This window comes from Cupriavidus neocaledonicus, from assembly GCF_000372525.1.
In the GTDB taxonomy this organism is placed as follows: Bacteria; Pseudomonadota; Gammaproteobacteria; order Burkholderiales; family Burkholderiaceae; genus Cupriavidus; species Cupriavidus neocaledonicus.
Genome location: NZ_AQUR01000107.1, coordinates 115,170 through 132,093 on the forward strand (window position 1 = coordinate 115,170; position 16,924 = coordinate 132,093).

Consider the following 16,924-nt stretch of genomic DNA (forward strand, 5'->3'; position numbering starts at 1 on the left):
AGGCCAACACCTGCAGGTCTCAGACCAGCGCCGGCAAGCCCGCCTCGCGCTCCCACTCGACGCAATTGCGGCCGTTGTTCTTGGCCGCGTACAGCACGTTGTCCGCGCGCATCAGCAGCGCTTCCAGGTCTTCGCCGGGCCGCAGCGTGGCCACGCCAAAACTGGCGGTCACGTTGCCCATGCCCGGCAGCACGTCCATGCTGGTCTGCTCCAGCGTCTGGCGCAGCCGCTCGGCCAGCTGCAGCGCCGCGTCATGCGGAGTGTCGGGCAACAGCACGACGAATTCCTCGCCGCCCAGGCGCGCGGCGATATCGCGGCGGCGGATGCCTGCGGCGATGACGCGGCCGACCTGCGTCAGCACCGCATCCCCGGCGCTGTGGCCGTAGTTGTCGTTGATGAACTTGAAGAAGTCCAGGTCGCACAGCAGCACGCTCAGCGATTCGCCCGGGCGCGGCGGAATCAGGCGCGCGGCCAGGGTCTCGAGGCTGCGGCGCGTGTGCAGCTGGGTCAGCGCATCGGTATCGCGTTCATGGCGCAGGTCGTCGATCACGTCCTGCGCGGTCGCCGCCAGCAGTGCCAGCCCGAGCGCCAGCAGCAGCAAGGCCAGCGTGGCCTGCAGCCATAGCCAGTAGGCGGTGGGCGGCAGCACGGCGGCATCATGCACGGCGGCCGGCGCCAGCGCCAGAAGCGTGCGCGGCAGGAACTGGAGCGCGAACACCAGGTACACCCAGAACAGCACCCGGTCCACGGTGCGGCCGGTGCGCAGCCGGGCCAGCGGCGCGACCCCCGCCAGCAGGATCAGCGCGACGCCGACATTCAGGATGTAGATGCGCGCGACCAGGCTCGGGTGCACCAGGTCGAACCACGACACCATGCCGAACAGGGCGAGCGGCAGCGCCATCGCCACGCAGCGGTCGGGGCGAGCGCCGATGCGGGCCAGCATGCCGCGCAGCAGCAGCACCGCGCTGCCCAGGTAAAGCGCGCCGGTAACCGTGGCGGTCCCGCCGCCGGCGCGCGGCGGCCACAGGACCTGCAGGCCGATTGCCGCGGCGGCCAGCAGATAGCAGGCGCCCACCTGCAGCAGGTGGGGCCGCGTGCGCTCATGGTGCCACGCAAACAGGAAGCAGAGAGCAAGCAGCAAGGCAATGGCGGGATTGACCAGTGCCAGGAATAGACCGGCATCGTGCAACACGGAGCGTCCCCTGTCTTGGTGAGTTCTCTGGCAGGGAATGAAGCCCGCGTGCGATGCGTGTCAAAGCGCGCAAGCCAGGGAACATGGATAGCGGCAGGCGTCCCGCGTGCGCGGTGTGGCACCGCCGGCGGAGCCCGCAATGCGGCCCGCAGCCAAATCGACCGGCCGGCAACCGCTGGTAACAAATTGTTTCTGTGCAAGCATTCTAGACACGGGTGGCGCCGGAGGCGCCCCCCCGAATGGGGGCCGGACCGGCAAACAATTGTGAACACGCGGGGCCGGCGCCCGCACGGTGCCGCGGACGCCGGATGCCCGCTTGCCTGCATTTGTGACTAATCTGGTAGATGCTGTCGGATCCTCCGGCAGTTCGGTTTTCCCGTACGCAAGGAGATCACGATGAAGACCAAGAAAGCGATGCCAGTGTTGTTGCTGGCGGCAAGCGTGCTGGCGGCGCCTTTCGCGATGGCGCAGGGCGGTGCCAGGTCCAGGCCGATGACCGAACCCATGGCCGAACCCGGGGCCGCGTCCGCGCCGATGGCGCAAAGCTCGCCCTATATGCAGGTGCAGCAGTGGAAGAAAGGCGACCGGCTGCCGACCGAGTTCCGGGACCGCCAGTATGTGATCGACGACTACAAGCAGTACAACCTGCCCGCGCCGCGCAAGGGTACGCGCTGGGTCGGGATTGGCGCCGAGTATTACCTGGTGGCGCCCAACGGCGTGATCCAGCAGGTCGGCTCAGGCTCCTGAGGCCGCCACCGCATCCGCAGCAAACATGGCAAACCGCCACGCCTCGACGCGTGGCGGTTTTTTTGGGGGGCTGGCACCGGCTGTCAGATGCCCAGGATCTTCTTCGCCTCGAGCAGCGACTTCATCGATTCATCGTGCTTGCCGGCCTTGTGATAGGCCTCGCCGTCGGCGCGCAGCTTGGCGACCTTGGCGGCGTCCTCGGGCGAGAGCGCGGGCTTGGCCGACAGCTTGGCGTCGATGGCCTTCATCTCGTTGGGACAGTTGTGGGCGAATGCCATGCCGGTGGCGCCGCACAGCACGATTGCCGTGACCAGGGGAAGGAACTTGCGCACGGTAGCCTCCACGCAGAACGGTTGGAGTATTCAGCATAGTGCATCGCGGTCCCGTCGGCCGCCAGGCCGGCCGACGCCGCCACGGGTCTGCCGCAGGCCAGCCGCAAGCGCCGGCACGCGCCAATGGCCGCCGCATCCTGACTGCTGCCGTTGGCGCTTCATGGCTGAAACAGCCCATGCCAACGCACGATTTCGCGTCGTCGCTTCGCCTTCTAGATTGGAGCTACCCGGTAACGAACCGGGGTGCCGTCGAAACGAAACCGGACCACCTCAGACCCTCTGCCAGGGCCGCCGGCGCACCACGCGAGCGGGCCACCTGCGCGTCCTGGTTTTCCCCCACGCCTTCCGGTGTTATTTTGGAAGGCGTCATTTTTTGCCCGTCCCGATCCCTACCATCCCGCTTGCACTGACGCCATACGGGAGCGCCCCACGCATGGAAACCTCCGCCGAACATTATTCGCTGGCCCTGCTGTGCGCCGCCGTGCTGACCGTGACGGTGGTCGGCATCCACTACGAGGCGCTGCGTTTGCTGTCGGCGATGCATCCGCGGCGCTGGAGCGGGCGCATGAATATCGGCGTGCTGATCGTCTGCATCATCCTGGTCCATTGCTTCGAGTCGCTGGTGTTCGCCGCGGGCTTCTGGTTTGCCGACCAGGTGCTGGGGCTGGGCGGGCTGGCCAGCGTGGCGGTGCCCGGGGTCGAGGCCGCGCGTGCGCAGCCGGGCGCGCTGGTCTACGCCTATTTCGCGCTGGAGACCTTTACCACCCAGAGCCTGGGCGATATCGTGCCGGTGGGCGCCAGCCGCCTGATCGCAAGTATCGAGCCGCTGGTCGGCCTGATCCTGATCGGCTGGTCCACCTCGTTCACCTACGTCATGATGCGCCGCGACTGGGAACTGGAGCGCGAGGAGGGCGGCGAGCATCGTCGCGGCTAGCGCCTCACGGCATCGCTAGGGCCGGCCCCGCGCGCGTGCCGCAAATGCGGTAGTGCCAGGCCGCGCGGGAACGATTAAGCTCGCGGTATTTGCCTGAAACCATCGAGCCAGAGGAGACATCGCATCATGCCAACACGCCAGCGTATCCTGACCCGCGTTGCCGCCGTCGCCGCCCTGGCGGTGGCGTGCGGCGCGCATGCGCAGAGGCCGGACCAGGGCGGTGCCGACGCCGCCATCAATGAGGCCGTGCAGCAAGGCACCAGCCCTTACCGGCCCGACCCTTCGGCGACGCCGGCCAGCATCCAGTCGGACGAGTGCCGGGCGCTGGCCGAGCAGATCGCGCAGGCGCCGAGGCGCGAGTACCGTGCCACCGAGTCGACCATCGAGACCGCCCAGGGTCGCGTGGTGCCGGGACTGGAACGGGACCGGCCGAAGAAATCGCTGCAGCAGGCGTACCGGGAGAAGTGCACGCAGTAAGCCGTCCGGCCGCGCGGTCAGGCCGGCCGCGCCCTCAGCCGTGCCCGGGCGTGACGTAGGCGCCGGTGCGGTGCAGTTCGCCCTCGGCCTGCTCCAGCGCGCGGATGGCGCCCTTGCCCTTGCGCGCCAGCAGTTGTTCGACCAGCGCCTCGACCACGGCCACGCCGGCCGTGATCGACGGGAAGAACGACGGGCTTTCGACCGAGAACAGCAGCGTGCAGTCCGCGGCCAGCGCGATCGGCGCCACCGTGCTGTCGGTCAGCGCGATCACCTTGCAGCCGCACTCGCGCGCAGCCTCGGCGACGCGGATGCTTTCCTGCGAATATGGGGCGAAGCTGACCACCACCACCGCATCCTTGGGCGCCAGGCCGCGCAGTTCCATCTCCAGCGTGCCGGCATCGGCGCGGATCAGGTGCACGCTGCTGCGGAACAGCCGGTAGACATAGTGGAAGGTGAAGGCGATCGGGAAGCACGAGCGGAAGCCCGCCACATGCACGCAGGCCGCGTGCGAGAGCAGCTCCGCGGCTTGCGGCAGTGTCTTCTCGTTGCTGGCGGCGATCCGGTCCAGGTTGTGGTGCTGCGCCTCCAGCATCTCGCCCAGCATGCGGCTGGCGCTGCTTTCGCGCACCACCTTGCGCGCCCGGCGCGCATACGGCTGGCTGCCGCCGCGCAGCGCATCGACAAACAGCTCGCGCATGGCCTGCCAGCCCTCGAAGCCCAGATGCTGCGACAGCCGCACCAGGGTGGCGGGCTGCACCCCGGCGCTGGCCGCGATCTTGCGCATCGACAGCATCGGCACGTCCTGCGGATGGTCGAGCAGGTAGCGGGCACCGCCCTGGAACTGCGTGCTGAGGGTGGGAAAGCCGCGGCGCAGCAGTTCCAGCAATGCCTCCAGGTCCTGTGGTGGCGATGGCGGCATCGGGGTTCCCGGCCGGGATGAGGCGGGGGGATCGGACGACATGGGGGCTCCGGCTTCAGGGATGTAACGATTGTTGCACAGGTGCGGCCGCCTGCGCACCGCGACAGGTCGATGGCGATGCGGATTAACGACCACTCGCGCCGGAATCTTTATCTCCTGATGACGCGCGATCACGCCACTGTCACTTCGCTACAACGCCGGGCCGCCCGCATCGTATTTTCCTTACCCGCTTAACGGATCGTGACTTACACTCCGCGCCATAACCTCCGGCATTCGGTCGTCCGGAACATAATGAGTAGCGGAGCGCGAGCATGGGACACAGAAGCCCGGCAGTGCGACACGGTGGGAGGGTCAACCCGCCGTTTCGGGTCATATTCAGGGTCATCCCGGGGGTCGGATCCTACGCAGGAATCCGGGCTGGCGGGACTCAGGGGGCTGCCGGCATGCCATGCCGGGGCAGGCCGCCGCATGGCTTCACGCTGATCGAAGTCATGATCACCGTGGCGGTCATCGCCATTCTTGCCGCCGTCGCCATTCCCAACTACAGCCGTTATGTCGTGCGCTCCAACCGCGCCGCGATCGAGTCGTTCATGCTCGAGGTCGCGGGCGCGCAGGAGCGCTTCCTGGTCGACAACCGCGCCTATGCCGCCAGCCTCGGCGCGCTCGGCATGTCGGTGCCCGCCGGGCTGGCTACGCGCTACGACGTCACGGTGACGCCGGGCGCGGCGCCACCGCCGCGCTACAGCATCGTCGCCACGCCCAAGGGCAGCCAGCTCAGCGACACCGATTGCGGCACGCTGACGCTGACCAGCGCCGGCGCCAAGTCCGCGTCGGGCGCCGGCACCGCCTGCTGGAACTGATCATGCGGACCGTTCCTTCCCGCGCTCCCGAGCGGCAGTCCGCGCGCCGCGGCTTTACGCTGATCGAGCTGCTGTGCGCGTTGTCGGTGCTGGCGATCCTGGCGGTCGCGGCGGCGCCTTCCTTTGCCGCGCTGATTGCCAGCCAGCGGGTGCGCAGCGCCTCCCTCGACCTGGCTTCGGCGCTGGTGCTGGCGCGCAGCGAGGCGGTCAAGCGCAATGCCATGGTCTCGCTGGCACCGGCCGGCGCCGCCTGGACGGCTGGCTGGACGGTCAGCGCCGGGGCCGAGACGGTACGCTCGTTCGGGCCCTATGGCGGCCTGACCATCACGCCCAGTTCGGCCGGCGGCCTGGTGCTGGGCAACGACGGCCGGCTGACCGGCGCGGCGATGACCTTCGAATTCGCGCCCAGTGGCGAGACCGCGGCCACGACGCGCGTATGCGTACAGGTCAGCGAGACTGGCCGCATCGCCTCCACCAGCGGAGCCTGCACATGACGCGCACCACGACGAAGTCGCGCCAGCGCCTGCCGGCGCGCCGTGCGCAGGCCGGCTTCCTGCTGATCGAAGTGCTGGTGGCGGTGGTGATCCTGCTGGTCGCGCTGCTGGGCACCGCCGGACTGGTGGCGCGCTCGGGCCAGACCGAGATGGAGTCCTACCAGCGCGTGCAGGCGCTGGCGCTGCTGCAGGACATGGCCGCTCGTTTGAACGCCAATCGCCAGGTGGCAGCCTGCTATGCCAACGGCGCCGCCGGCATGCGGCTCGGCAGCGCGGCCGCGCCGCCCCCCGCATGCACGCAGGGCAGCGCCGCGCAGAACGCCACCGCCAATGCCGACCTGCTGGCCTGGAACGCGGCCTTGCTCGGCAGCGCCGAGACGCGGCCCGGCGCCAGCGCAGTCGATCCCGCGCAAGCCGTGGGGGCAATGATCGGCGCGCGCGGCTGCATCGAGACCGTCGACGCGGTCAACCAGGTCTACCGCATCACCGTGGCGTGGCAGGGCCTGGCCACCACGGCCGCGCCGGCGCTCGGCTGCGGCAAGGACCAGTACGGCAACGATGCCTATCGCCGCGCGGTCAGCACGCAGATCCGCATCGGCACCCTCGGGACCGTATCATGACCGCGACGCGTTTGCCCGTGCCTTCATCCCGGCCGCGCGCCACGCGCCTGCGCCGCCAGCGCGGCATCTCGCTGATCGAGCTGATGATCGGCATCACCATCGGCCTGGTGCTGCTGACGGCGCTGGCCAGCCTGTATTACGCCAACAGCCTGTCGCGCACCGAGTTCGCCAAAGCGGCCGAACAGGTGGAGAACGGTCGCTATGCGCTGGAGCAGATCCGGCGCGAGGTGGAGCTGGCGGGGTTCTTTGGCGTGGGCAACATCGCGCGCGGCAACAAGGCCGCGGAGCCGGCGCTGTGCGCGACCGATGCCGCCGCGCTGGGCTTCTCGTCCACCGCCGAAACCGTGCCGCTGGCGCTGACCGGCTATGCGCCCGGCGTGGTGGCCCCGTGCCTGCCGGACCTCGCCGCGACCTCCGAGGTGCTGGTGGTGCGGCGCGTGTCGACCACGCCGGTGGCGGCGCCGGCGCCGGGGTCGGCTTACCTGCAGGTCTCGGCCTGTGCGCTGGACGCGCACAGCTTTATCTTCGATGCCAGCGGCGCGGCCGCCTTCGGGCTGCGCACCAAGGCCTGCGATGCGGCACAGCCGGCCGAACTGCGCCGGGCCATGGTGCGCATCTTCTACCTGGCCGGCTGCGACCGCTGCAGCAACGGCGGCGACGGCATTCCCACGCTGAAGATGGCCGAGCTGGTCAACGGCGCGTTCCAGTCGCGCTCGGTGGCGCAGGGCGTGCAGGACCTGCATGTGCAGTATGGCGTCGACCAGGACAGCAACGGCTCGGCCGACTGCTATGTGACCGATCCGCGTGCCAACAACAGTGCGACGTGCACCGCAGTGCCGGGCTATGACTGGGGCGTGGCGATCAATAACCTGGCCAATGTCACCACCGTGCGCGTGCACCTGCTGGCGCGCACGCTGAAGCCCTCCGGCGGCCATACCGACAACCGCACCTATGAACTCGGCCGCGCCGTGGCCGCAGGTCCGTTCAACGATGGCTACAAGCGCCACGTCTACGCCCAGGTGGCGCGGCTGGTCAACGTGGCCGGCCTGCGCGAGCAATGATGCCGCACCGGCACCACACTGCGATGAGAGTCATGATCAAGTCAACGGGTGGCGCGTTGCGCCGCGGGCAAGCCGGGGTCACGCTGGTGGTGACGCTGGTATTCATGGTGATGTTCCTGCTGATCGCGGTGGCCATGGTCAACTCGGGCCTGATCAACGTCAAGGTGGCATCCAACCAGCAGCACAGCGCCGAAGCGCGCGACGTGGCGCAGCAGGCGATCGAGCAGGTGATCAGCGACGATTTCACCAAGGCGCCGGTGGCGGTGGACGTGCCGGTGGACGTGAGCGGCGACGGCCAGGCGGATTACGTGGCGCAGGTTGCCACGCCGACCTGCGTCACCAGCAAGCCGGTGGCCAAGGTGATCGATCCGGAGAAGCACCCCGAGGATGCCGAATGCACGCTCGGCAGCAGCACCGGCAACGGCAACCTGGTGGTGGGGCCAGGCGGCGCCAACGTGGTCAGCTCGCTTTGCAACGATACGCAGTGGGACATTGCCGCCACCGTCAATGACGCCAACACGGGCACGGTCGCGACCGTGCACCAGGGCGTGGCGGTGCGCACGCTGTATGGCTCCACCTGCCCCTGATCGCCACGGGTGCGCCGCAGATCTTTAAAAGGAAGAACCAGCATGTCCATGCCCGCCCGCCGGCTTCGCGCCTATGCCGCCTGTGCCACGGCCCTGTTCGGGCTGGCCGCCGCGCCCGCGGCGCTGGCCGAAGACATCGACCTGTTCACCGGCCTGCAGAGCAACTCCGGCGCGCGGCCGAACGTGCTGCTGATCCTGGACAACGCGTCGGCGTGGAATGCCAATGCGCAGGTCGATTGCGAAACCCCCGGCGTGGTAGGTCCGAACAACCTGAACAACAACGTCGGCGCCGAGCAGTGCGCGCTGTACAAGGCGGTGTCGGACCTGATCACGGACGACAATACCAACGGCAAGATCAACCTTGGCGTGATGATGTTCGGCGGCAGCAATAACTCCGGCGCCCAGTTCCGCTTCCCCAGCGTCACGCCGCCCACCGCGCCGTCAGGACTGGTGCTGCTGGACCGGGCCACGGGTGGCCCGGCGATGCTCGACTTCATCAAGAGCATCGACCGCACCAAGGACAGCTCCAACAATTCGCAGGTCGGCGGCGCCATGCAGGAAGCGTGGGCGTTCTTTTCCGGCAAGACCGGCCTGTCCGGCACCACCTACAAGTCGCCGATCAGCAATCCGTGCCAGAAGAACTTCATCATCTACATCGCCAACGCGCTCAACAACGGCAAGCCGCAGGACACCGGGCAGGATGCCTACAACAAGCTCAGGGAAGCCGGCGCCACCGCTGCGCAGCTGACGCCGATCCCGCTGTCCCGCGGCAACAACATCGACAACTGGGGCGATGAATGGGCGCGCTTCCTCAACGGCATGGACCTGAACGCGGCCAACAACGCGGGTTCGGCCACGGCGACGCGCCAGAACATCATCACCTACACCATTGGCGTCACCGACGGCAGCAAGCAGAGCCTGGACTACCTGGAGTTCGTCAACAGCATGGCCAGCAAGGGCGGGGGCGGCAACTTCACGGTGCGAGCCGGCGACGACGACGCCCTGGCCAAGGCGCTGAAGGACATCTTCAACGAGATGCAGGCGGTCAACAACGTCTTTGCCTCGGTCAGCCTGCCGGTCAGCGTGAACGGGCAGGGCTCCTACCTGAACCAGGTCTACATCGGCATGTTCCGCCCCGATGGCAAGGCGCGCCCGCGCTGGGTCGGCAACCTCAAGCAATACAAGCTGGGCTACGACACCAACGGCAACCTGGTGATGCTCGACGCCGGCGTGCCGGGCGGCACCGAGCAGACGTCAAAGAACGCGATCAGCAATGCCAGCACCGGCTTTATCTCGCCCAATGCGCGCAGTTACTGGACCGAGGATCCGCCAAAGCAGGTAGGCAGTTCCAGTATCGTCACGGACTGGCCCGCCGACGGCTTCTGGAAGAATGCCTCGGCGCAGCTGCGCAATGCCAAGGACGCGCCCGACGGCGAGATCGTCGAGAAGGGCGGCGCCGGTGAAATGCTGCGCGCCGACTACCTTACCAGCCAGGGCGGGCGCCGCCTGCTGACCTGCGCCGGTGCCAAATGCAGCAAGGACACGGCGCTGACCGGCTTCAATACCGCCAACAAGGCGCTGACCGAGGGCGATGGCCCGTCGCTGCTGAAGACCACGGCGGCGGACGTGGCCAACATGATCGAGTGGGTGCGCGGCAAGGACGTGTTTGCCGCGTTGACCGGCACCGACCCGAAGAAGGAGGCCGAGCCCGGCCCCGGCGGCAATGTCACGGTGCGCGGCTCGATCCACGGCGACGTACTGCACTCGCGTCCGGTGGTGGTCGATTACGGTGGCAGCACCGGCGTGGTGGTGTTCTACGGCGCCAATGACGGCGTGTTCCATGCCGTCAACGGCAACCGCACCGGCGCGATTTCCACCACCGCCGGCCAGGTGCGCGCCGGCGGCGAACTGTGGGGTTTTATCGCGCCAGAGTTCTACGGCAAGCTGGCGCGCCTCTACAACAACGCGCCCGAGGTGCGCCTGACGGGAAGCCCGCAGGACACCGCCGAGGTCCAGTTCACGCCGCGCGACTATTTCTTCGACGGCACCACCACGGTCTACCAGAACCTGAGCGATCCGGCCGCGCCGCAGGTGACCATCTACCTGACCGCGCGGCGCGGTGGCCGCCTGGTGTATGCGCTCGACGTCAGCGATCCGGCGCAGCCGAAATACCTGTGGAGCAAGACCAGTGCCGACATCCCGGAACTGGGCCAGACCTGGTCGCAGCCGCGCGTGATGCGCGTGCGCGGCTACAGGAAGCCGGTGCTGATCATGGGCGCCGGCTACGACCCGGACGGCGAAGACACCGACCCCGCGTTCGCAGGCGATGCCACCGCGACCAACAAGCAGGGCCGCGGCGTGCTGGTGCTCGACGCCGCCACCGGCGACGTGGTCTGGGCAGCCCTGGGCAGCTGCGCCGGCGTCACCACCGGCACCTGCGTCACCATCGACAGCCGCGCGATTCCTTCGGACGTTGCGGTGGTCGACCGCAACGGTGATGGCTACGCCGACAAGGCCTACGTCGGCGACGTGGGCGGCAATGTCTGGCGCATCGACTTCGGCGCGCTGGAAACCGACGTGCCGTCGACATGGAGCATCGGCAAGCTGGCCCAGCTGGGTGGCGCGGTGAACACCAACGACGCGCGCAAGTTTCTCTATCCGCCCGATGTGGTCGCCACCGGCAAGTACGACGCCGTGATGATCGCCTCGGGCGACCGCGAAAAGCCGCTCTATTCGCTGAGCCAGACCCCGGGCGCGGCGCAGAACGTGCGCAACCGCTTCTACATGGTCAAGGACCCCAACGTCGACGGCAAGCCGCCGACCACGTGGGCCGCGATCAAGGAGGCCGACCTGGTCGATGCGACCAGCGTGGCCTACCGCGATAGCGCGGTCGCGCGCGGCTTCTACCTGCAGCTCGAAGCCGGCGAGAAGGCGGTCAATGCGCCGCTGACCGTGGCCGGCTACACCTACTTCGGCACCAACACGCCGTCCAAGGTCCTGCCCGGCGCCTGCTACCCCGACCTGGGCGTGGCGCGCGGCTACGCGGTGTCGTTCCTGACCGGGCTTGGCATGAACAACGGGCCGCGCTACGTCACTTTCGACAATGGCGGGCTGCCGCCGTCGCCGGTATTCGGCATGGTCTCGGTCACGCAGACCGACGGCTCGACCCGGCTGGTGCCGGTGCTGATCGGCGGCGGCAAGGCGGGCGGCACCGGCGGCGACGACAAGTCCTCGCTGGGCGGCCAGGAAGTGAAGCCCGCCAGCGCCGGCAAGCGCAAGCGCACCTACTGGTACACGCAGAGCGACAAGACCTGAGCGTGGGTTCGAGCGCCGCTAGCGCGGCGCCGCCGCCAGCGCGGCGTCTTCCTGCCACCACCCACCCCCCAGCGCCTGCAGCAGCGCCGCCGAATCCGCCAGCCGGTCGGCGCGCGCCTGCGCCAGATCCAGCGCGGCCTGGCGCGACTGCCGCTCGGCGTCCAGCAGCGCCAGCTGGCTGACGCCGCCGAGCCGGTACTGCTCCGACACCACCGCCAGCGTATCGCGCGCCTGCCGCGCACTGTCGGCGCGTTCGCGCAGCGCGGCGGCGTCGGCCTCGAGCGCGCGCAGCGCGTCGGCGACATTGTGCAGGCCCTGCAGCACGGCCTGCCGGTACGCGGCCAGCGACTGCTCATACGCGGCTTCCGCGGCGCGCTTGCGCGCCTGCAGCTCGCCGCCGCGGAACACCGGCTGCACCAGTCCCGCGGCCAGGCTCCAGACGTTGAGGCTGCTGAACAGGTCGCGCGCCGCGGTGGCCTGCGTGCCGCCGCTGGCGCTCAGCGTCACCTGCGGATAGAGGTTGGCGGTGGCCACGCCGATATTGGCCGAGGCCTGGTGCAGCAACGCCTCGGCCGCGCGGATATCGGGCCGGCGCCGCGCCAGCGTCGCGGGCAGGCTCACCGGCAGCGTGTCGGGCAGGTGCAGCGCATCGAGATGGAATTCCGGCAGCGCGGCCGACGCCGGGGTCTGGCCCGTGTAGACCGCGAGCTGGTGCCGGGTGGCATCGAGCCGGCGCTGCAGCGCCGGCACCAGCGCCTGGGTTTGCGCCAGCTCCGCGCGCCGGCGCTGCACCTCGACGCGCGCGACCCCGCCCGCGCGCAGGCGCGCCTCGGTGATGCCGAGCTGGTGCTGCTGCGCCGCCACCATGGCGGCGGTGTCGGCCAGCTGCGCGCGCAGGCCGGCTTCGCGGATGGCGGCGGTGGCGACGTTGGCGGCCAGCGCCAGGCGCGCGGCCTCGAGCTCGTAGCGCTGGTAGTCGACCGCGGCCTGCAGGGCTTCCAGTTCACGCCGCTGGCCGCCGAACAGGTCCAGCGCGTACGACACCTGTACCGTCGCGCCGTACAGCGTGAACGGTCCGGGGCTGGGGATGGCGGTGATGCCCAACGACTGGAAATCGACCTGCTGGCGCGCGGTGTCGAGCCTCGCGTCGATGGCTGGCCAGCGCGTCGCGCCGGTGCGGGCGGCCAGGTTCTCCTGCGCTTCGGTCAGCCGCGCGCGCGCCTGCGCCAGCGTCGGGCTGGCGGTGAGCGCAGCGCGGATGGTGGCGTCCAGCGCCGGGCTGTGGAACAGCGTCCACCACTGCGCCGGCACATCGGCGCCGGCAGCCAGCGTCTGCGCGTGGGCCTGGCCCGACGCGTCGGCACCGTCCGCCGCAACGGTCGCCACCGGCTGCGGACCGGGCACGTAGCCGGCGTCGTCCGGCGGCGCGGGCACGCGAAAATCGGGGCCGACCGCGCAGCCGCACAGCAGCGCGGCGGCGAACAGGGGGGTCAGACGTTGCATGGCCAGCTCCTTCAGTCGAGCGTGCGCCGGTAGAAGCGCACCGCGATCGCCATCACCACCACGATAAACAATGCCATCGGCCACAGATTGGGCCACAGCTCGAACCATCCGTTGCCCTTGAGCAGGATGCCGCGCACCATGCGGTGGAAGTAGGTCATCGGCAGGATGTTGCCGATCGCCTGCGCCCAGCCCGGCATGCCGGCAAACGGGAACATGAAGCCGGACAGCAGGATGTTGGGCAGGAAGTAGAAAAAGGTCAGCTGCATCGCCTGCAGCTGGTTCTGCGCCAGCGACGACAGCGTGATGCCCACGGTCAGGTTGGCCGCGATGAACAGCAGCGCCGCCAGGTACACCGCCAGCACCGAGCCGACAAAGGGCACGCTGAAGACCCAGCGCGCGGCCAGCAGCACGATGGTGGACTGGATCAGGCCGATGAAGATGTACGGCACGATCTTGCCGGTCATCACCTCGAGCGGTCGCACCGGTGTGGCCAGCAGGTTCTCCATGGTGCCGCGCTCGCGTTCGCGCGTCATTGCCAGGCCAGTCATCATCACCATCGTCATGGTCAGGATCACGCCCATCAGGCCGGGGACGATGTTGTACTGGGTGATGCCTTCCGGGTTGTAGAGCCGCTGCACCTGCACGTCGAAAGGCGGCCTGCCACCCGCCAGTGGCGCCAGCGAGCCCTTCAGGTCATGCCTGGCCACGCTGTAGGGCAGCTGCGGCAGCGCGGCGATGGCCTGGCCGGTGGCAGAAGGATCCGTGGCGTCGGCCTCGACCAGCAGCGCGGGCCGTTCGCCGCGCAGCAGCCGGCGCGTGAAGTCGGGCGGGATGGTCAGTACGAACTGCACCTCGCCTTTCATCAGCGCTTCACGCCCGGCCTGCTCGTCGGGCAGCGTGCCGACCAGCTTGAAGTAGGTCGACTGTTCCATGCTGGCGATGAACGAGCGCGTGAACTCACTCTGGTCGGCGGCAATCACCGCGGTCGGCAGCTGGCGCGGATCGGTGTTGATGGCGAAGCCGAACAGCAGCAGCTGCATGATCGGCAGGCCGACGATCATGCCGAAGGTGATACGGTCGCGCCGCAGCTGCAGGAATTCCTTCAGCACGATGCTCCACCAGCGCTGCAGCGAGAAGCGTGACGGCGTTGAAGCAGTGGCCGGCGTCATGACGCCTCCCTGGTCTTGCGCGCCATGTTGTCCTCGGCGCCGCTCATCATGTGGATGAACACGTCCTCCAGGCTGGTCTGGGCCTGTTCGATGCGCCGGCCCGGGCCGGCCAGGCGCGCGAGGGTGTCGGCCAGCGCCTGCGCATCGCGCCCGGTCACGTGCAGCGCGGTGCCGAAGGCCACGGTCTGCTCCACGCCCGGCGCGCCCTGCAACTGCGCCGACAGCGCCGCGAGGTCGTCGCCTTCCACGCTCCAGGTCGACAGCCGCTGGCTCGCCACCACTTCATCGGCAGTGCCCTGCGCCAGCAGCCTGCCGTAGGCGATATAGGCCAGCTTGTGGCAGCGCTCGGCCTCGTCCATGTAGTGCGTGCTGACCAGCACCGAGATGCCGCGCGCGGCCAGCTGGTGCAGCTGCTCCCAGAAGTCGCGCCGCGCCTTGGGGTCGACGCCGGCGGTGGGTTCGTCGAGCAGCAGCAGCTCGGGCTCGTGCAGCAGGCACGCCGCCAGCGCCAGGCGCTGCTTCCAGCCGCCCGACAGGGCGCCGGCCAGCTGCGCCGAGCGCGTCGCCAGGCCCAGGTCCTCGAGCGCGCGCTCGACGGCCTCGCGCCGGTTGGGCATGCCGTATACGCGCGCGACAAAGTCCAGGTTCTCGCGGATCGACAGGTCGTCCCAGTACGAGAACTTCTGCGTCATGTAGCCGACGCGGCGCTTGATCTGGTCGGACTCGGTCAGGATGTCGAAGCCCAGGCAGGTGCCCGCGCCGGAGTCCGGCGTCAGCAGTCCGCACATCATGCGGATCGAGGTGGTCTTGCCGCTGCCGTTGGGGCCGAGGAAGCCGAAGATCTCGCCGCGCGCGACCTGCATGCTGAGGTCGTTGACCACATGCTTGTCGCCGAAGTGCTTGTTCAGGCCGCGCACGTCGATGGCGAGGCCGAGGTGGTTGCCGCTGGGGTTGGCGGTCGTGTTCATTGCCGCACCACTTCGACGGGCTGGCCGGGCCGCAGCTTGGGCGCATCGGCGGCAGACGGGCGCGCCTCGACCAGGAACACCAGCTTGCGCCGGGTCTCGTTGCTGTAGATCACCGGCGGCGTGTACTCGGCCTCGTTCGCGACATAGCTGATGGTGGCGGCCACCGGCGCGGCGCAGCCGTCGCAGCGCACCTGCACGGCCTGGCCGTTGCGCAGCGCGCCGACCACGGTTTCCGGCACATAGAAGCGCACCTTGACGTTGCCCGGCGGCAGCATGCGCACCACCGGGCTGCCCGGCGGCACCCATTCGCCCAGGCGGTAGGGCACATCGTAGACCAGCCCGGCCTGCGTCGCGGCCACGCTCTTGCGCGACAGCTTCCACTGCGCCTGCGTCAGTGCGGCGCGCGCGGCCGCCACCTGCGCGGCCTGCGCCGCCTGCTGCGCCTCGCGTCCCGGCAGGCGCGCCACGTCGATATCGCGTTGCAGCTCGCGCACGCGCGCGGCGTCGCTCGTGGCCTGCGCGCGCGCTTCGTCGAGCTGCGCCTGGGCGATGCCGCCGATCTCGTACTGGCGCTGGTCGCGCCGCCAGGCCGCGGCGCTGCGCTGGGCCTGGGCCTGGGCCTGCGCCAGCTGGGCCCGGCTGACCTCGACCTCGAGCGGGCGCTTGCCGGTCTTCAGGTCCTGCAGCGTGGCTTCGGCGGCGCGCAGCTGGTCCTCGGCCTGCTGGCGCGCGGCGCGCTCGTCGTCGGCTTCGAGCGCGAACAGCGCCGCGCCCTGCGCGACCTGCTGGCCGCGCTGCACCGAGAGCGCGTCGAGGCGCCCGGCGAAGGGCGAGGCGACGCTGACGAATTCGCCTTCGACGTAGCCTTGCCAGGTGTCGGTGCCGGCGTTGCCGCAAGCGGCGGCAAGCAGCGCGGCGGCGAGCAGGGCAGTGCCGCGCAGCGCCGTGCGCAGGCGCGGATGACGGATGGAAGCTGCGTGGTTCATGCGGACTCCGGAGAATGCCTGGCCGTGCGGCCCTTCCCTTTGGCGGTGCCTGCGGGCGTCTTTGGGGGCGCCGCTGCCGGCGCCGCCGACAGCCCATGGCTCAGCAGCGCCGTGACATGTCGCACCAGCGCGTCGGTATCGACCGCTTCTGCGCCAGGCAGCCGGCGCCAGATATGCGTGGTGGCGAGCGGCAGCAGCGTCAGCCCGATCAGCGACGGCACCACCAGCGCCGGTTGCAGGCCGGGATTGAGCTGCCCGCGCGCAATCGCCGCCGCCAGCGGCGCCATCAGCGCGCCGGCGCGGTCGAGCGCAAAACGCTTGAGCACGCGCTCGCGCAGCGCGCCGTCGTCGCTGGCCACTTCGCGGATCCACAGGCCCGGAAACCACGGCGCTTCGGCGACCGCGCGGATCAGCCGGGTGGCGATGCCGAGCAGCATCGCCAGCGGCTCGTCGCCGGGCTGGCTGCCGGCAAAGAAGCGCGCCACCAGCGGCTGCACTTTCTCTTCGATCACGGCGTCGAGCAGCAGGTCGCGGTCGCCGAAGTAGTAATGCACCAGCGCCGGTGTGACGCCGGCCAGCGTGGCGATGGCCTTGACCGGCGTGCCGGCCACGCCCTGCCGCGAGAACAGCTCGGTGGCGGCGTCGAGAATGCGCTCGCGCTGGCCCGGCTGGCCTGCCGCCGGGCGGCCCGGGCTGCGCCGGGTGGGCTTGGGGTGCTTGGGCGGCCTGGGAGAGGCGGGGGCGCGGGGCATGGCGGCGG

General features: G+C 69.6%; 17 protein-coding genes. 9 read left to right on the forward strand and 8 right to left on the reverse strand.

What is annotated here, in order from left to right:
- Positions 1-19: 19 nt before the first annotated feature.
- Complete coding sequence (locus tag A3AG_RS0128720; protein WP_026164545.1) at positions 20-1,192, reverse strand: GGDEF domain-containing protein; 1,173 nt, start codon at positions 1,190-1,192, stop codon at positions 20-22.
- Positions 1,193-1,588: 396 nt separating this feature from the next.
- Between A3AG_RS0128720 and A3AG_RS0128725 the strand changes: the two genes are divergently transcribed.
- Positions 1,589-1,939 carry an RcnB family protein gene (locus A3AG_RS0128725; RefSeq protein ID WP_018008727.1) on the forward strand — a complete coding sequence of 117 codons (351 nt, stop codon included), beginning with the start codon at positions 1,589-1,591 and terminating at the stop codon, positions 1,937-1,939.
- Between the two features lie 83 nt (positions 1,940-2,022).
- Here A3AG_RS0128725 and A3AG_RS0128730 read toward each other — a convergent pair whose 3' ends face one another.
- A complete protein-coding gene (locus A3AG_RS0128730; protein WP_026164546.1) occupies positions 2,023-2,271 on the reverse strand; it encodes a hypothetical protein in 249 nt (82 codons plus the stop codon).
- A 433-nt stretch (positions 2,272-2,704) separates the two neighbouring features.
- On the opposite strand from A3AG_RS0128730, the gene A3AG_RS0128735 reads away from it, so the two are divergent.
- Both A3AG_RS0128735 and A3AG_RS0128740 read left to right on the forward strand, forming a co-directional pair.
- Complete coding sequence (locus tag A3AG_RS0128735; RefSeq protein WP_018008729.1) at positions 2,705-3,205, forward strand: two pore domain potassium channel family protein; 501 nt, start codon at positions 2,705-2,707, stop codon at positions 3,203-3,205.
- Between the two features lie 126 nt (positions 3,206-3,331).
- Positions 3,332-3,682, forward strand: coding sequence for a hypothetical protein (locus A3AG_RS0128740; RefSeq protein ID WP_018008730.1), 351 nt, complete (start codon positions 3,332-3,334; stop codon positions 3,680-3,682).
- Positions 3,683-3,716: 34 nt separating this feature from the next.
- Here A3AG_RS0128740 and A3AG_RS0128745 read toward each other — a convergent pair whose 3' ends face one another.
- Positions 3,717-4,643 (reverse strand): MurR/RpiR family transcriptional regulator, encoded by a 927-nt coding sequence (locus tag A3AG_RS0128745; RefSeq protein ID WP_018008731.1) that lies wholly within the window; start codon positions 4,641-4,643, stop codon positions 3,717-3,719.
- 401 nt (positions 4,644-5,044) lie between these two features.
- Here A3AG_RS0128745 and A3AG_RS0128750 point away from each other — a divergent pair, with 401 nt between their 5' ends.
- Genes A3AG_RS0128750 through A3AG_RS0128775 form a run of 6 tightly spaced genes read left to right on the forward strand, consistent with a single transcriptional unit; the run spans position 5,045 to position 11,538 of the window.
- The gene (locus A3AG_RS0128750; protein ID WP_026164548.1) at positions 5,045-5,461 is read left to right on the forward strand and encodes a type IV pilin protein; all 417 of its coding nucleotides are present in this window, start codon (positions 5,045-5,047) and stop codon (positions 5,459-5,461) included.
- 2 nt (positions 5,462-5,463) lie between these two features.
- Positions 5,464-5,955 carry a GspH/FimT family pseudopilin gene (locus A3AG_RS0128755; protein ID WP_018008733.1) on the forward strand — a complete coding sequence of 164 codons (492 nt, stop codon included), beginning with the start codon at positions 5,464-5,466 and terminating at the stop codon, positions 5,953-5,955.
- Positions 5,952-6,575: a type IV pilus modification protein PilV gene (pilV, locus tag A3AG_RS0128760; protein ID WP_018008734.1), complete on the forward strand. Its 624-nt coding sequence runs from the start codon at positions 5,952-5,954 to the stop codon at positions 6,573-6,575. The genes A3AG_RS0128755 and pilV overlap by 4 nt, the downstream gene beginning before the upstream one ends.
- Complete coding sequence (locus tag A3AG_RS0128765; RefSeq protein WP_018008735.1) at positions 6,572-7,636, forward strand: PilW family protein; 1,065 nt, start codon at positions 6,572-6,574, stop codon at positions 7,634-7,636. The genes pilV and A3AG_RS0128765 overlap by 4 nt, the downstream gene beginning before the upstream one ends.
- A 32-nt stretch (positions 7,637-7,668) precedes the next feature.
- Entirely contained in the window at positions 7,669-8,223 is a 555-nt protein-coding gene (locus A3AG_RS0128770) for a pilus assembly PilX family protein (RefSeq protein WP_018008736.1), read from the forward strand.
- A gap of 42 nt (positions 8,224-8,265) precedes the next feature.
- Positions 8,266-11,538 carry a pilus assembly protein gene (locus A3AG_RS0128775; RefSeq protein ID WP_018008737.1) on the forward strand — a complete coding sequence of 1,091 codons (3,273 nt, stop codon included), beginning with the start codon at positions 8,266-8,268 and terminating at the stop codon, positions 11,536-11,538.
- 18 nt (positions 11,539-11,556) lie between these two features.
- Here A3AG_RS0128775 and A3AG_RS0128780 read toward each other — a convergent pair whose 3' ends face one another.
- The 5 genes from A3AG_RS0128780 to A3AG_RS0128800 are packed head-to-tail and all read right to left on the reverse strand — an operon-like array spanning position 11,557 to position 16,916.
- Positions 11,557-13,041 carry an efflux transporter outer membrane subunit gene (locus A3AG_RS0128780; protein WP_018008738.1) on the reverse strand — a complete coding sequence of 495 codons (1,485 nt, stop codon included), beginning with the start codon at positions 13,039-13,041 and terminating at the stop codon, positions 11,557-11,559.
- Between the two features lie 11 nt (positions 13,042-13,052).
- The gene (locus A3AG_RS0128785) at positions 13,053-14,210 is read right to left on the reverse strand and encodes an ABC transporter permease (RefSeq protein WP_018008739.1); all 1,158 of its coding nucleotides are present in this window, start codon (positions 14,208-14,210) and stop codon (positions 13,053-13,055) included.
- On the reverse strand, positions 14,207-15,178 hold the full coding sequence (locus tag A3AG_RS0128790; protein WP_018008740.1) for an ABC transporter ATP-binding protein: 972 nt from the start codon (positions 15,176-15,178) through the stop codon (positions 14,207-14,209). Before A3AG_RS0128790 ends, A3AG_RS0128785 begins: the two co-directional genes overlap by 4 nt.
- Complete coding sequence (locus A3AG_RS0128795; RefSeq protein WP_018008741.1) at positions 15,175-16,164, reverse strand: HlyD family secretion protein; 990 nt, start codon at positions 16,162-16,164, stop codon at positions 15,175-15,177. Before A3AG_RS0128795 ends, A3AG_RS0128790 begins: the two co-directional genes overlap by 4 nt.
- Entirely contained in the window at positions 16,161-16,916 is a 756-nt protein-coding gene (locus A3AG_RS0128800) for a TetR/AcrR family transcriptional regulator (protein WP_018008742.1), read from the reverse strand. Before A3AG_RS0128800 ends, A3AG_RS0128795 begins: the two co-directional genes overlap by 4 nt.
- Positions 16,917-16,924: the final 8 nt, after the last annotated feature.

Coding starts and splice junctions, on each gene's coding strand:
- A3AG_RS0128790 (WP_018008740.1), bottom strand. CDS start 15,178: ATGAACACGACCGCCAACCCCAGCGGCAACCACCTCGGCCTCGCCATC.
- pilV (WP_018008734.1), top strand. CDS start 5,952: ATGACGCGCACCACGACGAAGTCGCGCCAGCGCCTGCCGGCGCGCCGT.
- A3AG_RS0128765 (WP_018008735.1), top strand. CDS start 6,572: ATGACCGCGACGCGTTTGCCCGTGCCTTCATCCCGGCCGCGCGCCACG.
- A3AG_RS0128775 (WP_018008737.1), top strand. CDS start 8,266: ATGTCCATGCCCGCCCGCCGGCTTCGCGCCTATGCCGCCTGTGCCACG.
- A3AG_RS0128740 (WP_018008730.1), top strand. CDS start 3,332: ATGCCAACACGCCAGCGTATCCTGACCCGCGTTGCCGCCGTCGCCGCC.
- A3AG_RS0128785 (WP_018008739.1), bottom strand. CDS start 14,210: ATGACGCCGGCCACTGCTTCAACGCCGTCACGCTTCTCGCTGCAGCGC.
- A3AG_RS0128735 (WP_018008729.1), top strand. CDS start 2,705: ATGGAAACCTCCGCCGAACATTATTCGCTGGCCCTGCTGTGCGCCGCC.
- A3AG_RS0128755 (WP_018008733.1), top strand. CDS start 5,464: ATGCGGACCGTTCCTTCCCGCGCTCCCGAGCGGCAGTCCGCGCGCCGC.
- A3AG_RS0128800 (WP_018008742.1), bottom strand. CDS start 16,916: ATGCCCCGCGCCCCCGCCTCTCCCAGGCCGCCCAAGCACCCCAAGCCC.
- A3AG_RS0128770 (WP_018008736.1), top strand. CDS start 7,669: ATGATCAAGTCAACGGGTGGCGCGTTGCGCCGCGGGCAAGCCGGGGTC.
- A3AG_RS0128795 (WP_018008741.1), bottom strand. CDS start 16,164: ATGAACCACGCAGCTTCCATCCGTCATCCGCGCCTGCGCACGGCGCTG.
- A3AG_RS0128745 (WP_018008731.1), bottom strand. CDS start 4,643: ATGTCGTCCGATCCCCCCGCCTCATCCCGGCCGGGAACCCCGATGCCG.
- A3AG_RS0128725 (WP_018008727.1), top strand. CDS start 1,589: ATGAAGACCAAGAAAGCGATGCCAGTGTTGTTGCTGGCGGCAAGCGTG.
- A3AG_RS0128780 (WP_018008738.1), bottom strand. CDS start 13,041: ATGCAACGTCTGACCCCCCTGTTCGCCGCCGCGCTGCTGTGCGGCTGC.
- A3AG_RS0128750 (WP_026164548.1), top strand. CDS start 5,045: ATGCCATGCCGGGGCAGGCCGCCGCATGGCTTCACGCTGATCGAAGTC.